Consider the following 15,589-nt stretch of genomic DNA (forward strand, 5'->3'; position numbering starts at 1 on the left):
ATTTAAGAATTGTAGAAAATAACAATGAAATCCGTCTAGATTTTATTGACCGATGGTTGTATAATTAGAAACCGTAAAGGACATTCTTCTTCATATTATTTTAACAAAGGTGAATTAAAATATTATCGAAGTGAATGGAAATTAAAATTAGCTCTGGACAAAGCATAGTTATATGTTATAATTCCTTGCGTAGACTCTAGTAAATTTTTTTACCAGAGGTTCAAGTCAGATATGCTGACATGTGTGAAGCGGTTTCATTTGTTCTTGGGTTGAAGGTGTAAGGTTTATGTTAGTAAAACTATCAAAACACCTAACCATAGATGTTTAGATACATATTTTAAAGGAGGAGTTAATATGAAAGCGACGAAATGGGTTTCTACAGCAGTAGCATTAACGCTTATGGGTAGTGTGGCAATTGGTTGTGCCAAAAAAGAGGAACCATCTGCATCACCGACTGGCGATACTAAAGGTACGGCAGCTCCTGCGGCATCTAACAAACCGCAAGAAATTAAAATTAACTTTACTGCAGAGCCGCCTGTTATGGATAGCTCCAAAGCAACAGCTAATGCTGCTTTCACATTCATTAGCGCATTTAATGAAGGTCTTTATCGTACTGACAAAGACGGCAAAGCGACTCCTGGTCTTGCAAAAGATTTCCCTAAAATTTCAGCTGATGGTCTAACTTACACGATCGACATTCGCGACAATGCGAACTGGTCAGATGGTCAACCAGTAAAAGCTCAAGACTTTGTTTATTCTTTCAAACGTACATTGGATCCAGCAACAAAAGGGCAATATAGCTTCGTAGTAGCTTGGATTAAAGGTGGAGAAGCTGTAACGAAAGCAAAAACACCTGAAGATGTTAAAAAAGCTCAAGATGCACTTGGCGTAAAAGCAATTAGCGACAAACAACTTGAAATTAAACTTGAGAAACCAGTTACCTTCTTTACACAAATGCTTGCGTTCGGAACTTTCTTGCCACAAAGAGAAGATTTCGTTACAAAAGCTGGCGATAAATATGGAGCAGAAGCTGATAAAGTTATTGGTGCAGGTCCATTTATTTTAAGCAAATGGGATCATGGCCAAACACTTGAACTTGTTAAAAACGAAAAATATTGGGATGCAGCTAACGTTAAGCTTACGAAAGCAACTATCAATATCGTAAAAGATACAAATACAGGACTTAACTTGTACGAAACAGATGCAGCTGATTTGGCTGAAATCAATCGCGATCAACTTAAACTATATGCAGGTAAACCAGACAACTTGCCTAAACCTGAGTTGACTAACTCTTACCTGATGTTCCAAACGAAAAAAGTTCCTGCCCTGGCTAACAAGAAAATCCGTCAAGCTCTAGGTATGGCAATCGATCGCCAAGCGTATGTAGATACTGTTCTTGCTAACGGATCTGTGGCTTCTACAGGTTTAGTACCTGGTGGTACTTCGGATGGTGCAGGCGGGGATTTCCGTAAATCCGCTGGCGAAACACAACCTAAATTCGATGCTGCTAAAGCAAAACAATTGCTTGCTGAAGGTTTGAAAGAAGCTGGTTTAACAGCTCTTCCAAAAATGAAAGTGAACGCGGACGATACAGAAACTGCGAAAAAATCACTTGAGTTCATTCTTGCACAATGGAAACAAAACCTTGGATACGAAGCAGAAGCGAACCCAGTTCCGCATGCATTGCGTATCGAGTTGTCCTCCAAACATGACTTCGAAATCGTTCTATCCCTATGGGGCGCGGATTACAACGATCCAATGACATTCTTGGATATGTGGGTAACTGGTGGAGAGTTTGATGAAGGTGACTACAGCAACCCGCAATATGATACGCTTGTTAAGCAAGCTCAAACGGAAATTGATCCTTCCAAACGTGCGAAAGCAATGATTGAAGCTGAGAAAATCCTGATGGATGATCAAGGTGTAGCGCCGCTGTACTTCCGTACTCGTGCTTACTTGAAAAAGCCATCAGTTAACGGTTTGATTCTTCCATCATTTGGTCAAGAATGGGAACTGAAATGGACTTCGATTAAGTAATCCAAAGTTTCTTAAAGTGTTACAAGAAGGGGCCGTTCGCACCTCGTGGGAGCGGCCCCTTCTAAATTTCTCAGCTGTTCATTTTAATAAAGGAGGAGCATTATGGTTAAGTTCATTCTTCGCCGTTTCTTATATGCGCTTATTACGTTATGGCTTATTGCATCATTCACATTCGTATTGATGAAAAACTTACCAGGTAATCCACTGGGAGAAGGCGCCGAAAAGATTCCTAAGGCTACGAAAGAGATGCTGATGAAGCAATACGGTTTAGATAAGCCACTATGGGAACAATATTTGACATTCATGAACAACATCATCCATGGCGATCTAGGAGCTTCCTTTCAATTCCCTGCTCACAAAGTTACTGATATTATCAAACAAGCATTTCCTTCTTCACTAGAACTCGGGTTGATCTCTATCGCTATTGCTATTATTGCTGGTCTTACACTAGGAATTATTGCGGCGCTCAAGCATAATAAAGCAGGCGATTACACCGCTATGTTTATCGCGATTTTGGGTGTTTCCATCCCATCATTTGTTCTAGGTCCATTGCTTTCGTACTATATTGGCGTTAAATGGGGGATTCTTCCGGCAGGTTTGTGGAAAGGGCCAAGCTATCGCATATTGCCAGCGATTTCTCTTTCATTTGGAACCATAGCCATTTTGGCTCGCTTGATGCGTACTTCGATGCTGGACGTTCTAAATCAAGATTACATTAAAACGGCTAAATCCAAAGGTTTGTCCAACTTTACGGTTGTTGTGAAACATACGATTCGAAATGCGATTTTACCAGTTATCACGATTATCGGCCCAATATTTGTAAACGTTATTACAGGTACTCTTGTTGTTGAACAAATTTTCTCAGTGCCAGGCTTAGGTAAACACTTCGTTTCATCGGTTTATTCCAACGATTACACTATGATTTCTGGATTAACGATTTTCTATTCTGCCATTCTCATTTTGGTTATCTTTATCACAGACATCGTGTATGGTTTTGTAGACCCTAGAATTCGTCTTGGGAAAGGCGGGAAATAATACATGCAAACTCCGAAAAACGCAACAGAGAATAGCTACAAGTTTGCTCCCGTTGCAAAAGAAACATTGACTGGCGAAAGGATTGTAAGACCTTCGCTCAATTATTGGCAGGACGCTTGGAGACGACTTAAGAAAAATAGACTGGCTATGGCTGGCTTAATTATATTGGTTGCTTTAATCGTACTCGCGATTATCGTGCCTTTTGTTTCAAGCTACGATTATCAGACGCAGGATCTTAAAATAAAGAACGTGTCCCCTAACGCCCAGCACTGGTTCGGTACAGACGACTTCGGTCGCGATCTTTGGACCCGTGTATGGTGGGGAACCCGTATCTCATTGTTTATCGGGATTGTTGCCGCGCTGATTGACTTGGTTATCGGTGTTATCTATGGTGGTATTTCCGCTTACTACGGCGGGAAAGTCGATGAAGTCATGCAGCGTGCGATTGAAATCGTTTATGCGATTCCTTTCTTGCTGATCGCGATTCTGCTCATTATGGTTATCGGTTCCGGTATTTCTTCTATTATTTTGGCCATGGCAATAACGGGCTGGGTTCCTATGGCACGCTTGGTGCGCGGTCAAATGCTAACGCTGAAAGAGCAAGAGTTCGTGCTTGCATCCCGTACACTTGGTGCATCGCCAATGAGAATTATTATGCGCAGCTTGATTCCTAATGCCTTAGGTATCATCATCGTGCAAATTACCTTTGTTGTTCCAGCCGCTATCTTTACTGAAGCGTTCCTTAGCTTCATTGGTCTAGGTGTTAAACCGCCGCTCGCATCGCTGGGTAACTTGCTTTCTGACGGCGCCAACTATATTCGGTTATATCCGCATCGCCTTATTTTCCCGACTATTATTTTCAGCTTGATTCTATTAAGCTTCAATTTACTCGGCGACGGGCTTCGTGATGCGCTTGATCCAAAAATGCGCAAGTAAGAAGGGGTGAATAATGATGAGCACCAATAACAATTTACTTGAAGTAAAAGATTTGAAAGTTTCTTTCCGGACATATGCAGGGGAAGTTCAAGCTGTTCGCGGCGTATCTTTTTCTTTGAAAAAAGGTGAAGTGTTGGCGATTGTAGGTGAATCCGGCTGCGGTAAGTCCGTTACGGCACAAACGCTCATGCGTTTAATTCCTACTCCGCCTAGCTATATAAAAAGCGGTTCTATCATGTTTGACGGGAAATTGGATATTACCAAGCTTTCGAACAAGCAAATGGAGAAAATTCGCGGATCCGAAATGGGGATGATTTTCCAGGATCCGATGACTTCTTTGAATCCGACGATGAAAGTCGGCGATCAAATTACTGAAGGTTTGATCAAGCATGAAGGTTTGAGTAAAAAAGCTGCAACTGAGAAAGCGATTGAAATTCTCAAGCTTGTAGGCATTAACTCCCCAGAGGGCCGTATTCATCAGTATCCACATGAGCTCTCCGGTGGTATGCGTCAACGTGTTATGATTGCTATCGCACTTGCGTGTTCACCAAAACTGCTTATCGCAGATGAGCCAACAACAGCTCTAGACGTAACGATTCAAGCTCAGATTATTGATTTGATGAAGACGATATCTGAAAAAACGGACTCATCCATTATCTTAATTACTCACGATCTCGGTGTCGTTGCAGATATGGCTCAACGTGTTGTCGTTATGTACGCTGGGAAAATTATTGAGCAAGGTACAGTAGATGAAATTTTCTATGAGCCGCAGCATCCGTATACATGGGGCTTGCTTCGTTCAGTGCCGCGTTTGGATACGAATAGTAATGAGGAGTTAGTACCAATTCCGGGAACGCCACCAGATCTATTCGCACCTCCAAAAGGGTGTGCTTTTGCAGCAAGATGTCCATATGCGATGAATCATTGTTTGGAAGAAGATCCAGAGCATACGTCGCTTTCTGAGACGCACAGTGCTGCTTGCTGGTTGCTGCACCCTGATGCACCGAAGGTTGAACGTCCTGTAGGAGTGGGAGGTCATCAACATGTCTAAGTCTAATCAACCTATCTTACAAATTCGTAATATGAAGAAGCATTTTAACCTTGGCAACGGTAAAATTTTGAAAGCTGTTGACAATTTCTCTATAGAAATTAAACGCGGTGAAACATTTGGTCTCGTAGGGGAATCCGGATGTGGGAAGTCGACTGCGGGTAGAACGATTATCAAGCTTTATGATGCAACGGAAGGCGAAGTTATTTTCGACGGTGAAGATGTTCATAAATTGAAGGGTAAGAAGTTGAAAGACTTTAATCGGAATATGCAAATGGTATTCCAAGATCCTTACGCTTCTTTGAACCCTCGTATGACAGTTGGAAATATCATTGCTGAAGGTATTGATATTCATGGTTTGTACAAAGGCGCTAAACGCAAAGAGCGCGTAATGGAATTGCTTCGCGCCGTTGGTTTGAACGATGAGCATGCCAACCGTTTCCCGCATGAGTTTTCCGGCGGTCAGCGTCAACGTATCGGGATTGCCCGTGCGCTTGCGATTGAGCCGAAATTCATTATTGCGGATGAGCCGATCTCTGCATTGGACGTTTCCGTACAGGCTCAGGTTGTAAACCTGTTCAAAAGATTACAGAAGGAAATGGGCTTAACTTACCTATTTATTGCGCATGACTTGGCGATGGTTAAGCATATTTCTGATCGTATCGGCGTTATGTACCTTGGTAACCTTGTGGAGGTAACGACGTCTGACGCACTCTACGCGAAGCCGCTTCATCCTTACACACAATCACTGCTATCGGCGATTCCGATCCCAGATCCGGAAATTGAGCGTACACGTGAGCGCATCATTCTACAAGGTGATGTACCAAGTCCGCTTAATCCGCCTAGTGGATGTCCGTTCCGTACGCGTTGTCCGCAAGCAATGCCGCAGTGTGCGGAATCGATGCCGACATCCAAAGAAGTGGAACCCAATCACTTCGTAGCTTGTCATTTGTATTAAGATTATCCAGCCGTCCCTTCAGGGACGGCTTTTTCATGTCCAATTGTAATTATTAAAAATACAGTTTTGACGATTGCTGACCTTACGTGTACAATCAAAGAATAGTCGTTTTATTTGGTATGAAGAGGAGACACTAGTCGCGTATGCAAATGGAAACTTTTCATTGGAAGAAAAATCAGAAGTTAGCGGAAGATTACATAGCTCAAACGGATAATGCTAAGGCTTTATATCCTTACCATTTCGGAAACTTGGAAGACTGGCAATCCAGAGCGCAATGGTTGGATGAACCAAAGACTTCTCCTCAAGTTGATCGAGGACGCTTGGTGCAAGTTTTACAGAAATATAATGAGAAAATTGGGAATGCACAGGCTGCATTTGACCAAATCTCGAAATTGGCTGATAAGAATACACTTGCTATTGTTGGTGGCCAACAAGCCGGATTATTCGGCGGTTCACTGCTAGTATTGTACAAAGCCATTACCATTGTTCAATTGGCTCGTGAATGGAGTGGTAAATTACAACGGCCCGTTGTGCCGATCTTTTGGATCGCTGGTGAGGATCATGATTTCGATGAAGTGAACCATACGTTTACGCTATCAAATGCCCAGCAAATTGAGAAAATCAAGGTTGATCATCCGACAGGGCGGCGCACATCCGTTAGCAGACTGCCTATTGAACCTGATGCATGGAAAGAGGCCTTGACCGCGTTGGATCAATCTCTGATGGATACAGAGTTTAAAGCTTCGCTAATCGCTAAGCTGGAGGGTACAATAGAGGATGGGGCGACATTATCGGATGCTTTTGCTCGCTGGATGGCTATCCTCTTTGGAGAATACGGTCTTGTCCTTATAGACTCCGATGAACCTTCCCTGCGAGCTTTGGAAGCGCCTATGTTTGAGAAGCTGATCCTACAGAATGAAGCATTCTCAGGATCGTTGCAGAAGAGTCAGGATGCTGCTCAGCAAGCAGGATATGAGAGTCAAGCTGAAATAAGCAAAGATGGAGCTAATTTATTTGTATTTGCAGATGGACAGCGGCTGCTGCTGCATCGTGAAGGAGAACGATTTACAGATAAGAAGAAGGAAAATAGTTATACGAGACAGCAGCTTCAAGATCTAGCATTAACAACACCCGAAAATTTAAGTAATAACGTGATGTCACGGCCTCTTATGCAAGAATTTCTATTTCCTGTGCTCGCTACTGTGTTAGGACCAGGGGAGATTGCTTATTGGTCGCTGACGAAGCATGCTTTTGAACTGTTTGGCATGAAAATGCCGATCATAGCTCCGCGCATGGAATTTACTTTGATCGAGGGGACAGTTCTGAAGCAAATGAACAAATACGGTTTTACATTTGAGGATGTTCTTGAGCGCTTTGAGCACAAGAAGCAAGAATGGCTGGATGCGCAAGATACCTTGCAATTGAATGAGCGCTTCGAAGCCGTAAAATCCGATTTCAGTGTGAACTACGCTCCGCTTGTGGAATCTCTTGCCGCGATCAACCCCGGGGTTAAAAAGCTTGGAGAAACGAATTTAGCGAAAATTCTGGAGCAAATCGATTTTTTACGTAATAAAGCAGGAGAAGCCTATAAGACACAATTCGATGCGGCGTTGCGACAATTAGAACGCATAAGACTAACGATATTACCGTTCGCCAAGCCTCAAGAAAGAGTGTATAATGGGTGTGCTTATATGAATCGGTATGGGAATGAATGGCTTCGAGATTTAGTTGAGACGCCCATTCCTGTGGATGGTTTGCATCGTATTTATTATTTATAGGAGGAAATGAACATGACAACTGTAGAAAAGAGTATTGTGGCTGATATAACACTAGCACCTGAAGGTCATTTGAAAATTGATTGGGTCCAGGCGCATATGCCTGTTTTGAATCGTATTCGTGAGCAATTTGAAAAAGAGCAGCCTTTTAAAGGATTGAAAGTGGCGATTTCCTTGCATTTAGAAGCGAAAACAGCCTATTTAGCCAAAGTAGTAAAAGCCGGTGGAGCTGAAGTAACGATTACGGGCAGCAATCCGCTATCTACGCAAGATGACGTTTGTGCGGCGCTTGTTGAAGATGGGATTACCGTTTTTGCGAAATACAATCCGAGTCCGGAAGAATACAAAGAGCTATTAATTAAAGCACTCGAAACGAAGCCTGACCTGATCATTGATGATGGCGGCGATTTGGTTTCTATCCTGCATTCCGAACGTAAAGATTTGGCTGTACAAGTTCGCGGCGGAGCTGAAGAAACAACAACAGGTATTCTTCGTTTGAAAGCGATGGAGAAAGAAGGCAAGCTTGAATTCCCGATGGTTGCAGTTAATGATGCTTTCTGTAAATACTTGTTCGACAATCGTTATGGAACGGGTCAATCTGTTTGGGATGGCATCAACCGTACAACCAACTTGGTTGTAGCAGGTAAAACGGTTGTTGTTGTCGGTTATGGCTGGTGTGGTAAAGGTGTGGCTATGCGTGCTAAAGGTTTGGGCGCGAATGTCATTGTAACAGAAATTGATGCCATTAAAGGTGTTGAAGCCTACATGGATGGCTTCACTGTAATGCCAATGCTGGAAGCAGCCAAACTGGGTGATTTCTTCGTGACAGTTACGGGTAATCGTGACGTGATTCGTGGAGAGCACTACAAAGTAATGAAAGATGGTGCGATTCTTTCGAATGCTGGCCACTTTGATGTTGAAGTAAACAAACCGGAACTTGAAGCAATGTCTTCTTCAAAGCGTACAGTAAGACGCAATATTGAAGAGTACCAACTAACAGACGGTCGCAAAGTATACATACTTGCTGAGGGACGTTTGGTTAACCTAGCTGCTGGCGATGGTCATCCGGCTGAAATTATGGATATGACATTTGCGCTGCAAGCTATGTCCCTGAAATATGTAAATGATGAGTACAAGAAATTAGGCAAAACCGTTGTCAATGTACCTTATGTGCTGGATGAGCAAGTTGCCAGGTTCAAATTGGAATCCCTGGGAACTAGCATCGACTCATTGACAGAAGAGCAGAAGATGTATCTGGACAGCTGGGCGGAGCATTAAGAGGTAGGGGAACTTTAAGGTTTCTTGTTGAGCATGCAAGAGCTTTGAGAACATAGTTTTGAAGAGCTTGGAGAGAATTCAGAACTTTTAGAACCTTTCAGACCACTATTTGGGTGGGTTGGAAGGTTCTTTGTTTTGTATAGGAAATTATGCATGATACGGATCTGTGGATAAGTGTTTAGAATGGAAATGGGAGAGAGGAAGAAGATGGGTGAGCCAAAGTCGTAAAAAAAAGGCATGGTCAAGAAAATCTTGAAAGATCACTTTCATGGGTTTTGGCAAATGCATGCAGAATCCTTTCCAGAGGTTGTTCGTAAAAATATAAAAAAATATATTTTTTGGGTTGGCGGGAGCTTTAAACGAGAAGGAGTGACTGTGGTTGTGGTAAACCTGCAATTGTACATGCTTTTTTCTTTTGAACAGCCCCTGTTCATAAATTCCTGCAATTGCGCAGGCTTTTTCGGTCTTTTTATAATATCAGGATGGAAAATCAAAAAATTCCTGCGTTTTAGCAGGCTTTTCCTCTTTTAAACGATTTCAGCAAAAATATCTGCACTTTTGCAGTAATTGTGGCCTTGAATAATAGTTCCTCTTCGTACGATCCGCGCTTATTCAGAATGGACGCGAAGGATGGTCTTGCTGAGAAGTCGATTTTCGGCTTCTCAGACTCTGCCGAAGAGCCTTGGCTTGCAAAGCTTCCACTGAAAGCGCGATTTACGCTCTTAATTGTTTCGCAATGATTGCGGAACAATGCTTTGGCTAGGTTAAGGCTTATTTTATCAGCGATTATTTGTTTAAGTTACTCTCTGATTTGCAACCTTTCGAACACGACCCCCGTTTATAGGGTGTATAACCTATATTTGGTAGCGAGGGGTTGGCAAGATGGGGGTCTTAAAAGTCAAAGAAAACGATAGGTTCATGCACAGCAGTGTTGATGCTAACAAAACGAAAAGATTTGGTCGTATGCTTTCACTCCTGTTAGCAACATGTTTATTAGTAATTAGTCTACTTTCAGGCTGTAGTTCATCAAAAAATGACTCGTCAGCGGCTTCATCAAAAGACATGAATATGGCAGCGACGAGTGACGCCGTAAAGCCAGAATCTGCACATGACTCTAAGTCCGCAGCACCTGCTGCTGCAGCTGGAGGAAAAGCGGCAGAGCAAGCGCCTACGGAAGTGAAAAATGCACCGATCACGGTCATGCCAGCAACGGGAAACGATGAAGCAGCTGGATTTAATCGCAAGTTAATCTACCGAGCTAACTTGGTTATGCCAGTAGAGGACTACAGCAAAGCTCAGACAGCCCTCCGGGATCTAGTAGCGCTTAGTGGGGCATACATTCTGCAGTTTTCGGAAAATGCGAATACGGGGGAGCGTGGGGGGACATATACAATCAAAGTCGCAGCAAATGGGTTTGTGTCCTTGCTAGATGGCTTAGAGAAGATGAGTCCATCGCTCCAAAGGAATGTACAAGGGCAGGATGTCACAGAGGAGTATGTGGATCTTAATTCACGCCTCAAAGCCAAACAAATGGTTGAAACCCGACTATTGGGCTTTATGGAGAAGGCTTCAAAAACAGATGAGCTGCTCGCTTTCTCAAACGAGTTGTCCAAGGTACAGGAAGCGATTGAACAGATAAAGGGCCGGATTAGGTATTTGGATCAAAATGTCTCATTCTCGACGATTGAGCTTCGTATGTACCAGCAAACGGGTAATAAGCCGCTGCTATCTGATCCTAATCAGTTAACACTAATGGAACGTATTCAAAAAGCATGGAATTCTAGCCTAAATGTACTAGTTGCCGTCATGCAAGGTATTCTCGTTTTCCTTGCAGCTGCATTTCCGATTCTCGTCATTGGCCTGCTGATCGGTATACCGATCTGGGTATTCAGACGCAAAAGAAATAGACAACTGCAAGAGATGCGATTTCAACTCAAAGAACAAAATGCTTCTTTAAACGCACTTGAAGATGAGAAACAAGGAACAAAAGACGCAGAATAGACCTAAAATTGAAAATAATTTTGAAAATCCTGCTCTCGTAGCAGGATTTCTTTTATTTTTAGCGAATATTGATTCAAATGTGGTGGAAAGTGGTACAAAGTGGAGGGAAAGGGGGCGCCATGCTATGTTCATGGGTGAATATCAACATAGCATCGACGAGAAGGGCCGAATGATCATCCCGGCCAAGTTTCGCGAAGCCCTCGGCGACTCATTTGTCATCACCCGCGGTCTGGATCAGTGCTTATTCGTTTATCCGCAATCGGAGTGGGCGATACTCGAGCAGAAGCTCAAAGCACTGCCGTTAATGAAATCAGATGCGCGTGCCTTCACCCGGTTCTTCTTCTCCGGTGCAACGGAGTGTGACCTCGATAAACAAGGTAGAGCGAACATTCCAGGTAACCTAGTTGACCATGCCAAGCTTGAAAAGGATTGTGTGGTTATCGGTGTTTCCAACCGAGTTGAGATTTGGAGCAAGCAAATTTGGGAAAGCTATGCCAATGAATCCGAACAGTCATTCAATGAAATAGCTGAGAAACTCGTCGATTTTAATTTTGATTTATAGAGGCTTACGAAGATAGTTTTGCTAAGGCAAAACTTAGCTAATGCTTACGTAGAAAGCTTTGCTAAAGCAAAGCTCTTAGGAGGACACCAAGTGTTTCATCATGTGACGGTACTAAAGGAAGAATCTGTTGAAGGTTTACATATAAAGCCAGATGGCGTTTACGTGGATTGTACGATGGGAGGGGCAGGACATAGTTCCCTGATTGCATCTAAATTAGGTCCAAATGGCTTGTTGATTGCTCTAGATCAGGATGATGTCGCATTAGCGAATGCTCAAACCGTGTTAGCGCCTTACCTGGATCGCGTGAAAATCGTAAAAAGCAATTTTAGAGAGCTGGAGCAGGTGCTCCAAAATGAGCCTAGAGCACTTCGTGATGGCAAGCCACAGGTTGATGGGATACTCTTCGATCTTGGCGTTTCGTCTCCTCAACTTGATGATGGGGATCGCGGCTTCAGCTACAACCATGATGCAGAGCTCGACATGAGGATGGATCGCTCGACGGAATTAACCGCCAAAACGATCGTCAATGAGTGGCCTGCGGACAAAATTGCGCGAATTTTGTTTGAATATGGCGAAGAAAAGTTTTCCAGGCGGATCGCGAGCGTCATTGTGGAAGCTCGGACCAAACAACCGATTGAAACGACTGGCGAGCTGGTGGAGCTGATCAAGGAAGGTATTCCTGCAGCAGCAAGAAGAACCGGCGGTCACCCAGCGAAGCGAAGTTTCCAAGCGCTGCGTATCGCGGTGAACGATGAGCTGGGAGCTTTTGAAGAAGCATTGGAGCAATCACTCCGTTGCCTAGCCCCACAAGGCAGAGTTGCTGTAATTACCTTCCACTCACTGGAAGATCGCATATGCAAACAATTTTTTGTGAAAAACGTTGAAAAATGTACCTGTCCTTCGGATCTTCCATTTTGCGTTTGCGAGAAGACCGGCGTAGTCAAATTAGTAACACGAAAACCAATTTTACCAAGCGAATATGAGCTTGAAGTCAATCAAAGAGCAAGATCTGCAAAGTTGCGAATCGCTGAAAAGCTTTAAATTACACCACAGAGTTAAGACAAGCTCGGAAGCTTATTCCTATTACTTTGCGGGGACCCCAAATAAACACAAGGGAGGAACTAAAATATGCCATCTTATATCCAAGGCAATTTGGCTCTTGATCCAAAACGTTCGGCACCAGCACCTAAAGTGAAGATCAAAGAAAAAACGAAGGTTGTATATCGCAATAAAACATTACCGACACAAGAGAAGATGCTCTATTTATTCACGGTAATCCTTTGTGTCATTGTGGCTGGCGTAATTATCTGGCGCTACGCGGCTATTTATCAGATGAATGCCAATATTTTGAAAATGCAAAGTGATATTCGTGAGATGCAAGCTCAGAACAGTGCTTTGAAGCAAGAAGTAGAAAAGCTGCAAAGTCCTGAACGTATGAAGGGTGAGGCTGTACGGCTTGGGTTTAATTTAGGAGATGAAAAGAAAGTAAGTCTAGTCACTCCAGAGAAAACAAAATCAAATACAAGCAGCAGCAAAAATACTAAAGTAGCATCTAAACCGTAATGGGCAGGTATTTCATATGACAAAAAAAATTAAGTTGCGATCTTTGCTAATTGGAGGGTTCTTCACCCTTCTTTTTGTTGTCCTCATAACTAAAGTCTATTGGATTCAAGTGGTAGAAGCTTCATGGTTGCTAGAGAAAGCCGAAAAAAGATGGGAAACAGATAAGACGATTAATCCGGTAAGGGGATCCATCCTGGACCGAAACAACAAAGTGCTAGCTGTAGAAGCGACGTCGTATACCATCGCGCTAAATCCCAAAATGATTGATAGTTATAAAATCGCTGAGGATGTTACGCAAGGATTAGCGGAAATTTTGAAAGAATCGGATGTAACGAAGCCGACGCTTGTCAATAAAATCCGAGATCGCGCTACGAAAATGAAGCCGGATGGAACGGATTTTTCGGTATATACGGAGATTAGAAATGAAGGTTGGAAGATTGAGAAAGAGAAGGCTGATCAAGTTCGTGCGTTAATTTCAGCTCTTCAAACAAAACTCAAGTTAAACGGTAAAGCTAACGTAGGAATTACTATTTTAGAAGATAAGAAACGCTATTATCCTGGTGAAACACTAGCCTCTCACATACTAGGATATACGAATAAAGAAGGCGAAGCTGCGATAGGACTAGAACTTAAACTAGACGAAACCCTTAAAGGTGTTCCTGGGATGCTAAGTTATGAGAAGGACGGGAAGGGTGTTGAACTTCCGGATTCCAAGATCAATTTCAAGCCAGCGCAAGACGGGAACAATGTGAGACTCACCATTGACAAAAATATACAATTCTATCTAGAGAGCGCACTCGCAAAAGTAAATGACAAATGGCACCCGAAGAGCTTGACGGCGATTGCAGTTGATCCGCAAACGATGGAAATTCTGGGCATGGCGAATACGCCTACCTTTAACCCCAATACGTATTGGACGATTAAAGATCAAAGTGATTTCAAAAATAATGCGGTAGCTTCTCGTTATGAGCCAGGCTCTACGTTTAAAATAGTGACGTTAGCTGCTGCAGTAGAAGAGGGTCTATTTAATCCGAATGAGATGTACCAGTCCGGTAGTATTAAGGTTGAAGATAGAGAGCTTCATGACCATAACCGTGTTGGGTGGGGTAAAATATCTTTCTTAGATGGCCTTAAACGCTCCAGTAACGTGGCCTTCGTTAAATTGGGTTACGAGAAATTAACTTCTCCAAAGTTGAAAGAATACATTAATAAATTTGGATTCGATCAAAAAACAAATATTGATATGCCGAATGAAGTTTCCGGTTTAATCGACATGAAATATCCATCTGAGTTTGCAACGGCAACATATGGTCAAGGAAAGGTCGTTGTTACAGCCATTCAACAAACAGCCGCTTATGCTGCGATGGCCAACGGTGGCAAATTAATGTGGCCTCACATTGTGAAGGATATTGTCGATCCGAAGACTGGGAAAACCATTCAATCTTTTGCGCCGCAAGTCGTTAGGCAAGTCGTAAGTGAAAAGACAGCTAAACAGGTGACCGGGTATTTAGAACAAGTTGTATCCGACCAAGAGATTGGTACAGGTAAACTTGCCTTTATGGAGGACTACCGTGTCGCAGGAAAGACTGGAACAGCTAACTTAGTCCTTCCCGGTGAAAAGACCTATTCCACGGATTCATGGGTTATTTCCTTTATTGGGTATGCTCCTGCTGAAAATCCTCGTATTTTAGTTACATTGATCGCCGATCAACCTGATCTAGGCGGTAACTATCACTTAGGAGGGCAGGTATTAGCTCCTGCATTTAAAGAAATTGTAGGTGAATCGCTGCAGTATATGGGCGTTGCTTCGAATAAGCAAACCAAAATGGTCGCGAAGGAAGCGAATAAGCTTACTGTGCCTAATTTTGTAGATGGAGCAGCAGAAAGCGCCAGGGCTACTGCAAAGGAGAGCGGTTTGACACTTGAGGTTTTCGGTAAGGGAGCCAAGGTTGTGGATCAATTTCCGAAAGCAGGTACTGAAATCTTATCTACACAACGAATATATGTTGCTATGCAAACTGTTGATGAAATGCCGCTGCCTAACTTGGTCGGTAGATCACTTCGAGATGCAGTTGAAGCTTGTTCTTTCTTTAAAGTGGACTGTCAAACCTCCGGTGAAGGATATGTCTCGGATCAGGCCATTTCGGGGGAAGGTGAGGGAAGAAAAGTGACTTTGCAGCTCAAGCCATTAAGCGATAAATCATCAGCTGAAAGTTCAGCAACACCTACATCAACGCCGACACCAGCGCCAACACCAGCGTCAAATACGAAAGCTGAAACGCAGCGATCTACGGCCAAAAAGACACCTTAACGGAGAGCTTGTTCTAACCCCTGTTTGTCCCGAATAGTCATGTTAGGAATGATCTTGACTTATTGGGAAGGGAGACTGAACGTTC

14 protein-coding genes are annotated in these 15,589 nt (G+C 43.1%); all 14 read left to right on the forward strand.

What is annotated here, in order from left to right; all coding sequences use genetic code 11:
* Nucleotides 1-354: 354 nt before the first annotated feature.
* Nucleotides 355-2,037, forward strand: coding sequence for a peptide ABC transporter substrate-binding protein (locus NYR53_RS14165; protein ID WP_261305757.1), 1,683 nt, complete (start codon nt 355-357; stop codon nt 2,035-2,037).
* A gap of 102 nt (nt 2,038-2,139) precedes the next feature.
* Entirely contained in the window at nt 2,140-3,072 is a 933-nt protein-coding gene (locus tag NYR53_RS14170; protein WP_261305758.1) for an ABC transporter permease, read from the forward strand.
* 3 nt (nt 3,073-3,075) lie between these two features.
* Entirely contained in the window at nt 3,076-4,008 is a 933-nt protein-coding gene (locus tag NYR53_RS14175) for an ABC transporter permease (RefSeq protein WP_261305759.1), read from the forward strand.
* A gap of 13 nt (nt 4,009-4,021) precedes the next feature.
* Nucleotides 4,022-5,059, forward strand: a complete 1,038-nt coding sequence (locus NYR53_RS14180; protein ID WP_290428996.1) for an ABC transporter ATP-binding protein — start codon at nt 4,022-4,024, stop codon at nt 5,057-5,059.
* Nucleotides 5,052-6,014, forward strand: coding sequence for an ABC transporter ATP-binding protein (locus NYR53_RS14185; RefSeq protein ID WP_261305760.1), 963 nt, complete (start codon nt 5,052-5,054; stop codon nt 6,012-6,014). Before NYR53_RS14180 ends, NYR53_RS14185 begins: the two co-directional genes overlap by 8 nt.
* A 143-nt stretch (nt 6,015-6,157) precedes the next feature.
* Nucleotides 6,158-7,792: a bacillithiol biosynthesis cysteine-adding enzyme BshC gene (gene bshC, locus NYR53_RS14190; RefSeq protein WP_261305761.1), complete on the forward strand. Its 1,635-nt coding sequence runs from the start codon at nt 6,158-6,160 to the stop codon at nt 7,790-7,792.
* 12 nt (nt 7,793-7,804) lie between these two features.
* Nucleotides 7,805-9,067, forward strand: coding sequence for an adenosylhomocysteinase (locus NYR53_RS14195; RefSeq protein ID WP_261305762.1), 1,263 nt, complete (start codon nt 7,805-7,807; stop codon nt 9,065-9,067).
* A gap of 237 nt (nt 9,068-9,304) precedes the next feature.
* Nucleotides 9,305-9,598 carry a hypothetical protein gene (locus NYR53_RS14200; protein WP_261305763.1) on the forward strand — a complete coding sequence of 98 codons (294 nt, stop codon included), beginning with the start codon at nt 9,305-9,307 and terminating at the stop codon, nt 9,596-9,598.
* A gap of 44 nt (nt 9,599-9,642) precedes the next feature.
* Nucleotides 9,643-9,807: a hypothetical protein gene (locus NYR53_RS14205; protein WP_261305764.1), complete on the forward strand. Its 165-nt coding sequence runs from the start codon at nt 9,643-9,645 to the stop codon at nt 9,805-9,807.
* Between the two features lie 142 nt (nt 9,808-9,949).
* A complete protein-coding gene (locus tag NYR53_RS14210) occupies nt 9,950-11,068 on the forward strand; it encodes a DUF4349 domain-containing protein (RefSeq protein ID WP_261305765.1) in 1,119 nt (372 codons plus the stop codon).
* A gap of 124 nt (nt 11,069-11,192) precedes the next feature.
* Entirely contained in the window at nt 11,193-11,630 is a 438-nt protein-coding gene (gene mraZ, locus NYR53_RS14215) for a division/cell wall cluster transcriptional repressor MraZ (RefSeq protein WP_029196525.1), read from the forward strand.
* A 90-nt stretch (nt 11,631-11,720) separates the two neighbouring features.
* Nucleotides 11,721-12,671, forward strand: a complete 951-nt coding sequence (gene rsmH / locus NYR53_RS14220; protein WP_261305766.1) for a 16S rRNA (cytosine(1402)-N(4))-methyltransferase RsmH — start codon at nt 11,721-11,723, stop codon at nt 12,669-12,671.
* An 87-nt stretch (nt 12,672-12,758) separates the two neighbouring features.
* Nucleotides 12,759-13,193, forward strand: coding sequence for a septum formation initiator family protein (locus NYR53_RS14225; RefSeq protein ID WP_261305767.1), 435 nt, complete (start codon nt 12,759-12,761; stop codon nt 13,191-13,193).
* A 16-nt stretch (nt 13,194-13,209) separates the two neighbouring features.
* The gene (locus NYR53_RS14230; protein ID WP_261305768.1) at nt 13,210-15,504 is read left to right on the forward strand and encodes a penicillin-binding transpeptidase domain-containing protein; all 2,295 of its coding nucleotides are present in this window, start codon (nt 13,210-13,212) and stop codon (nt 15,502-15,504) included.
* The last annotated feature ends 85 nt before the right edge of the window (nt 15,505-15,589 follow it).

The sequence above is a fragment of the Paenibacillus andongensis genome, from assembly GCF_025369935.1.
In the GTDB taxonomy this organism is placed as follows: domain Bacteria; phylum Bacillota; class Bacilli; order Paenibacillales; family NBRC-103111; genus Paenibacillus_E; species Paenibacillus_E andongensis.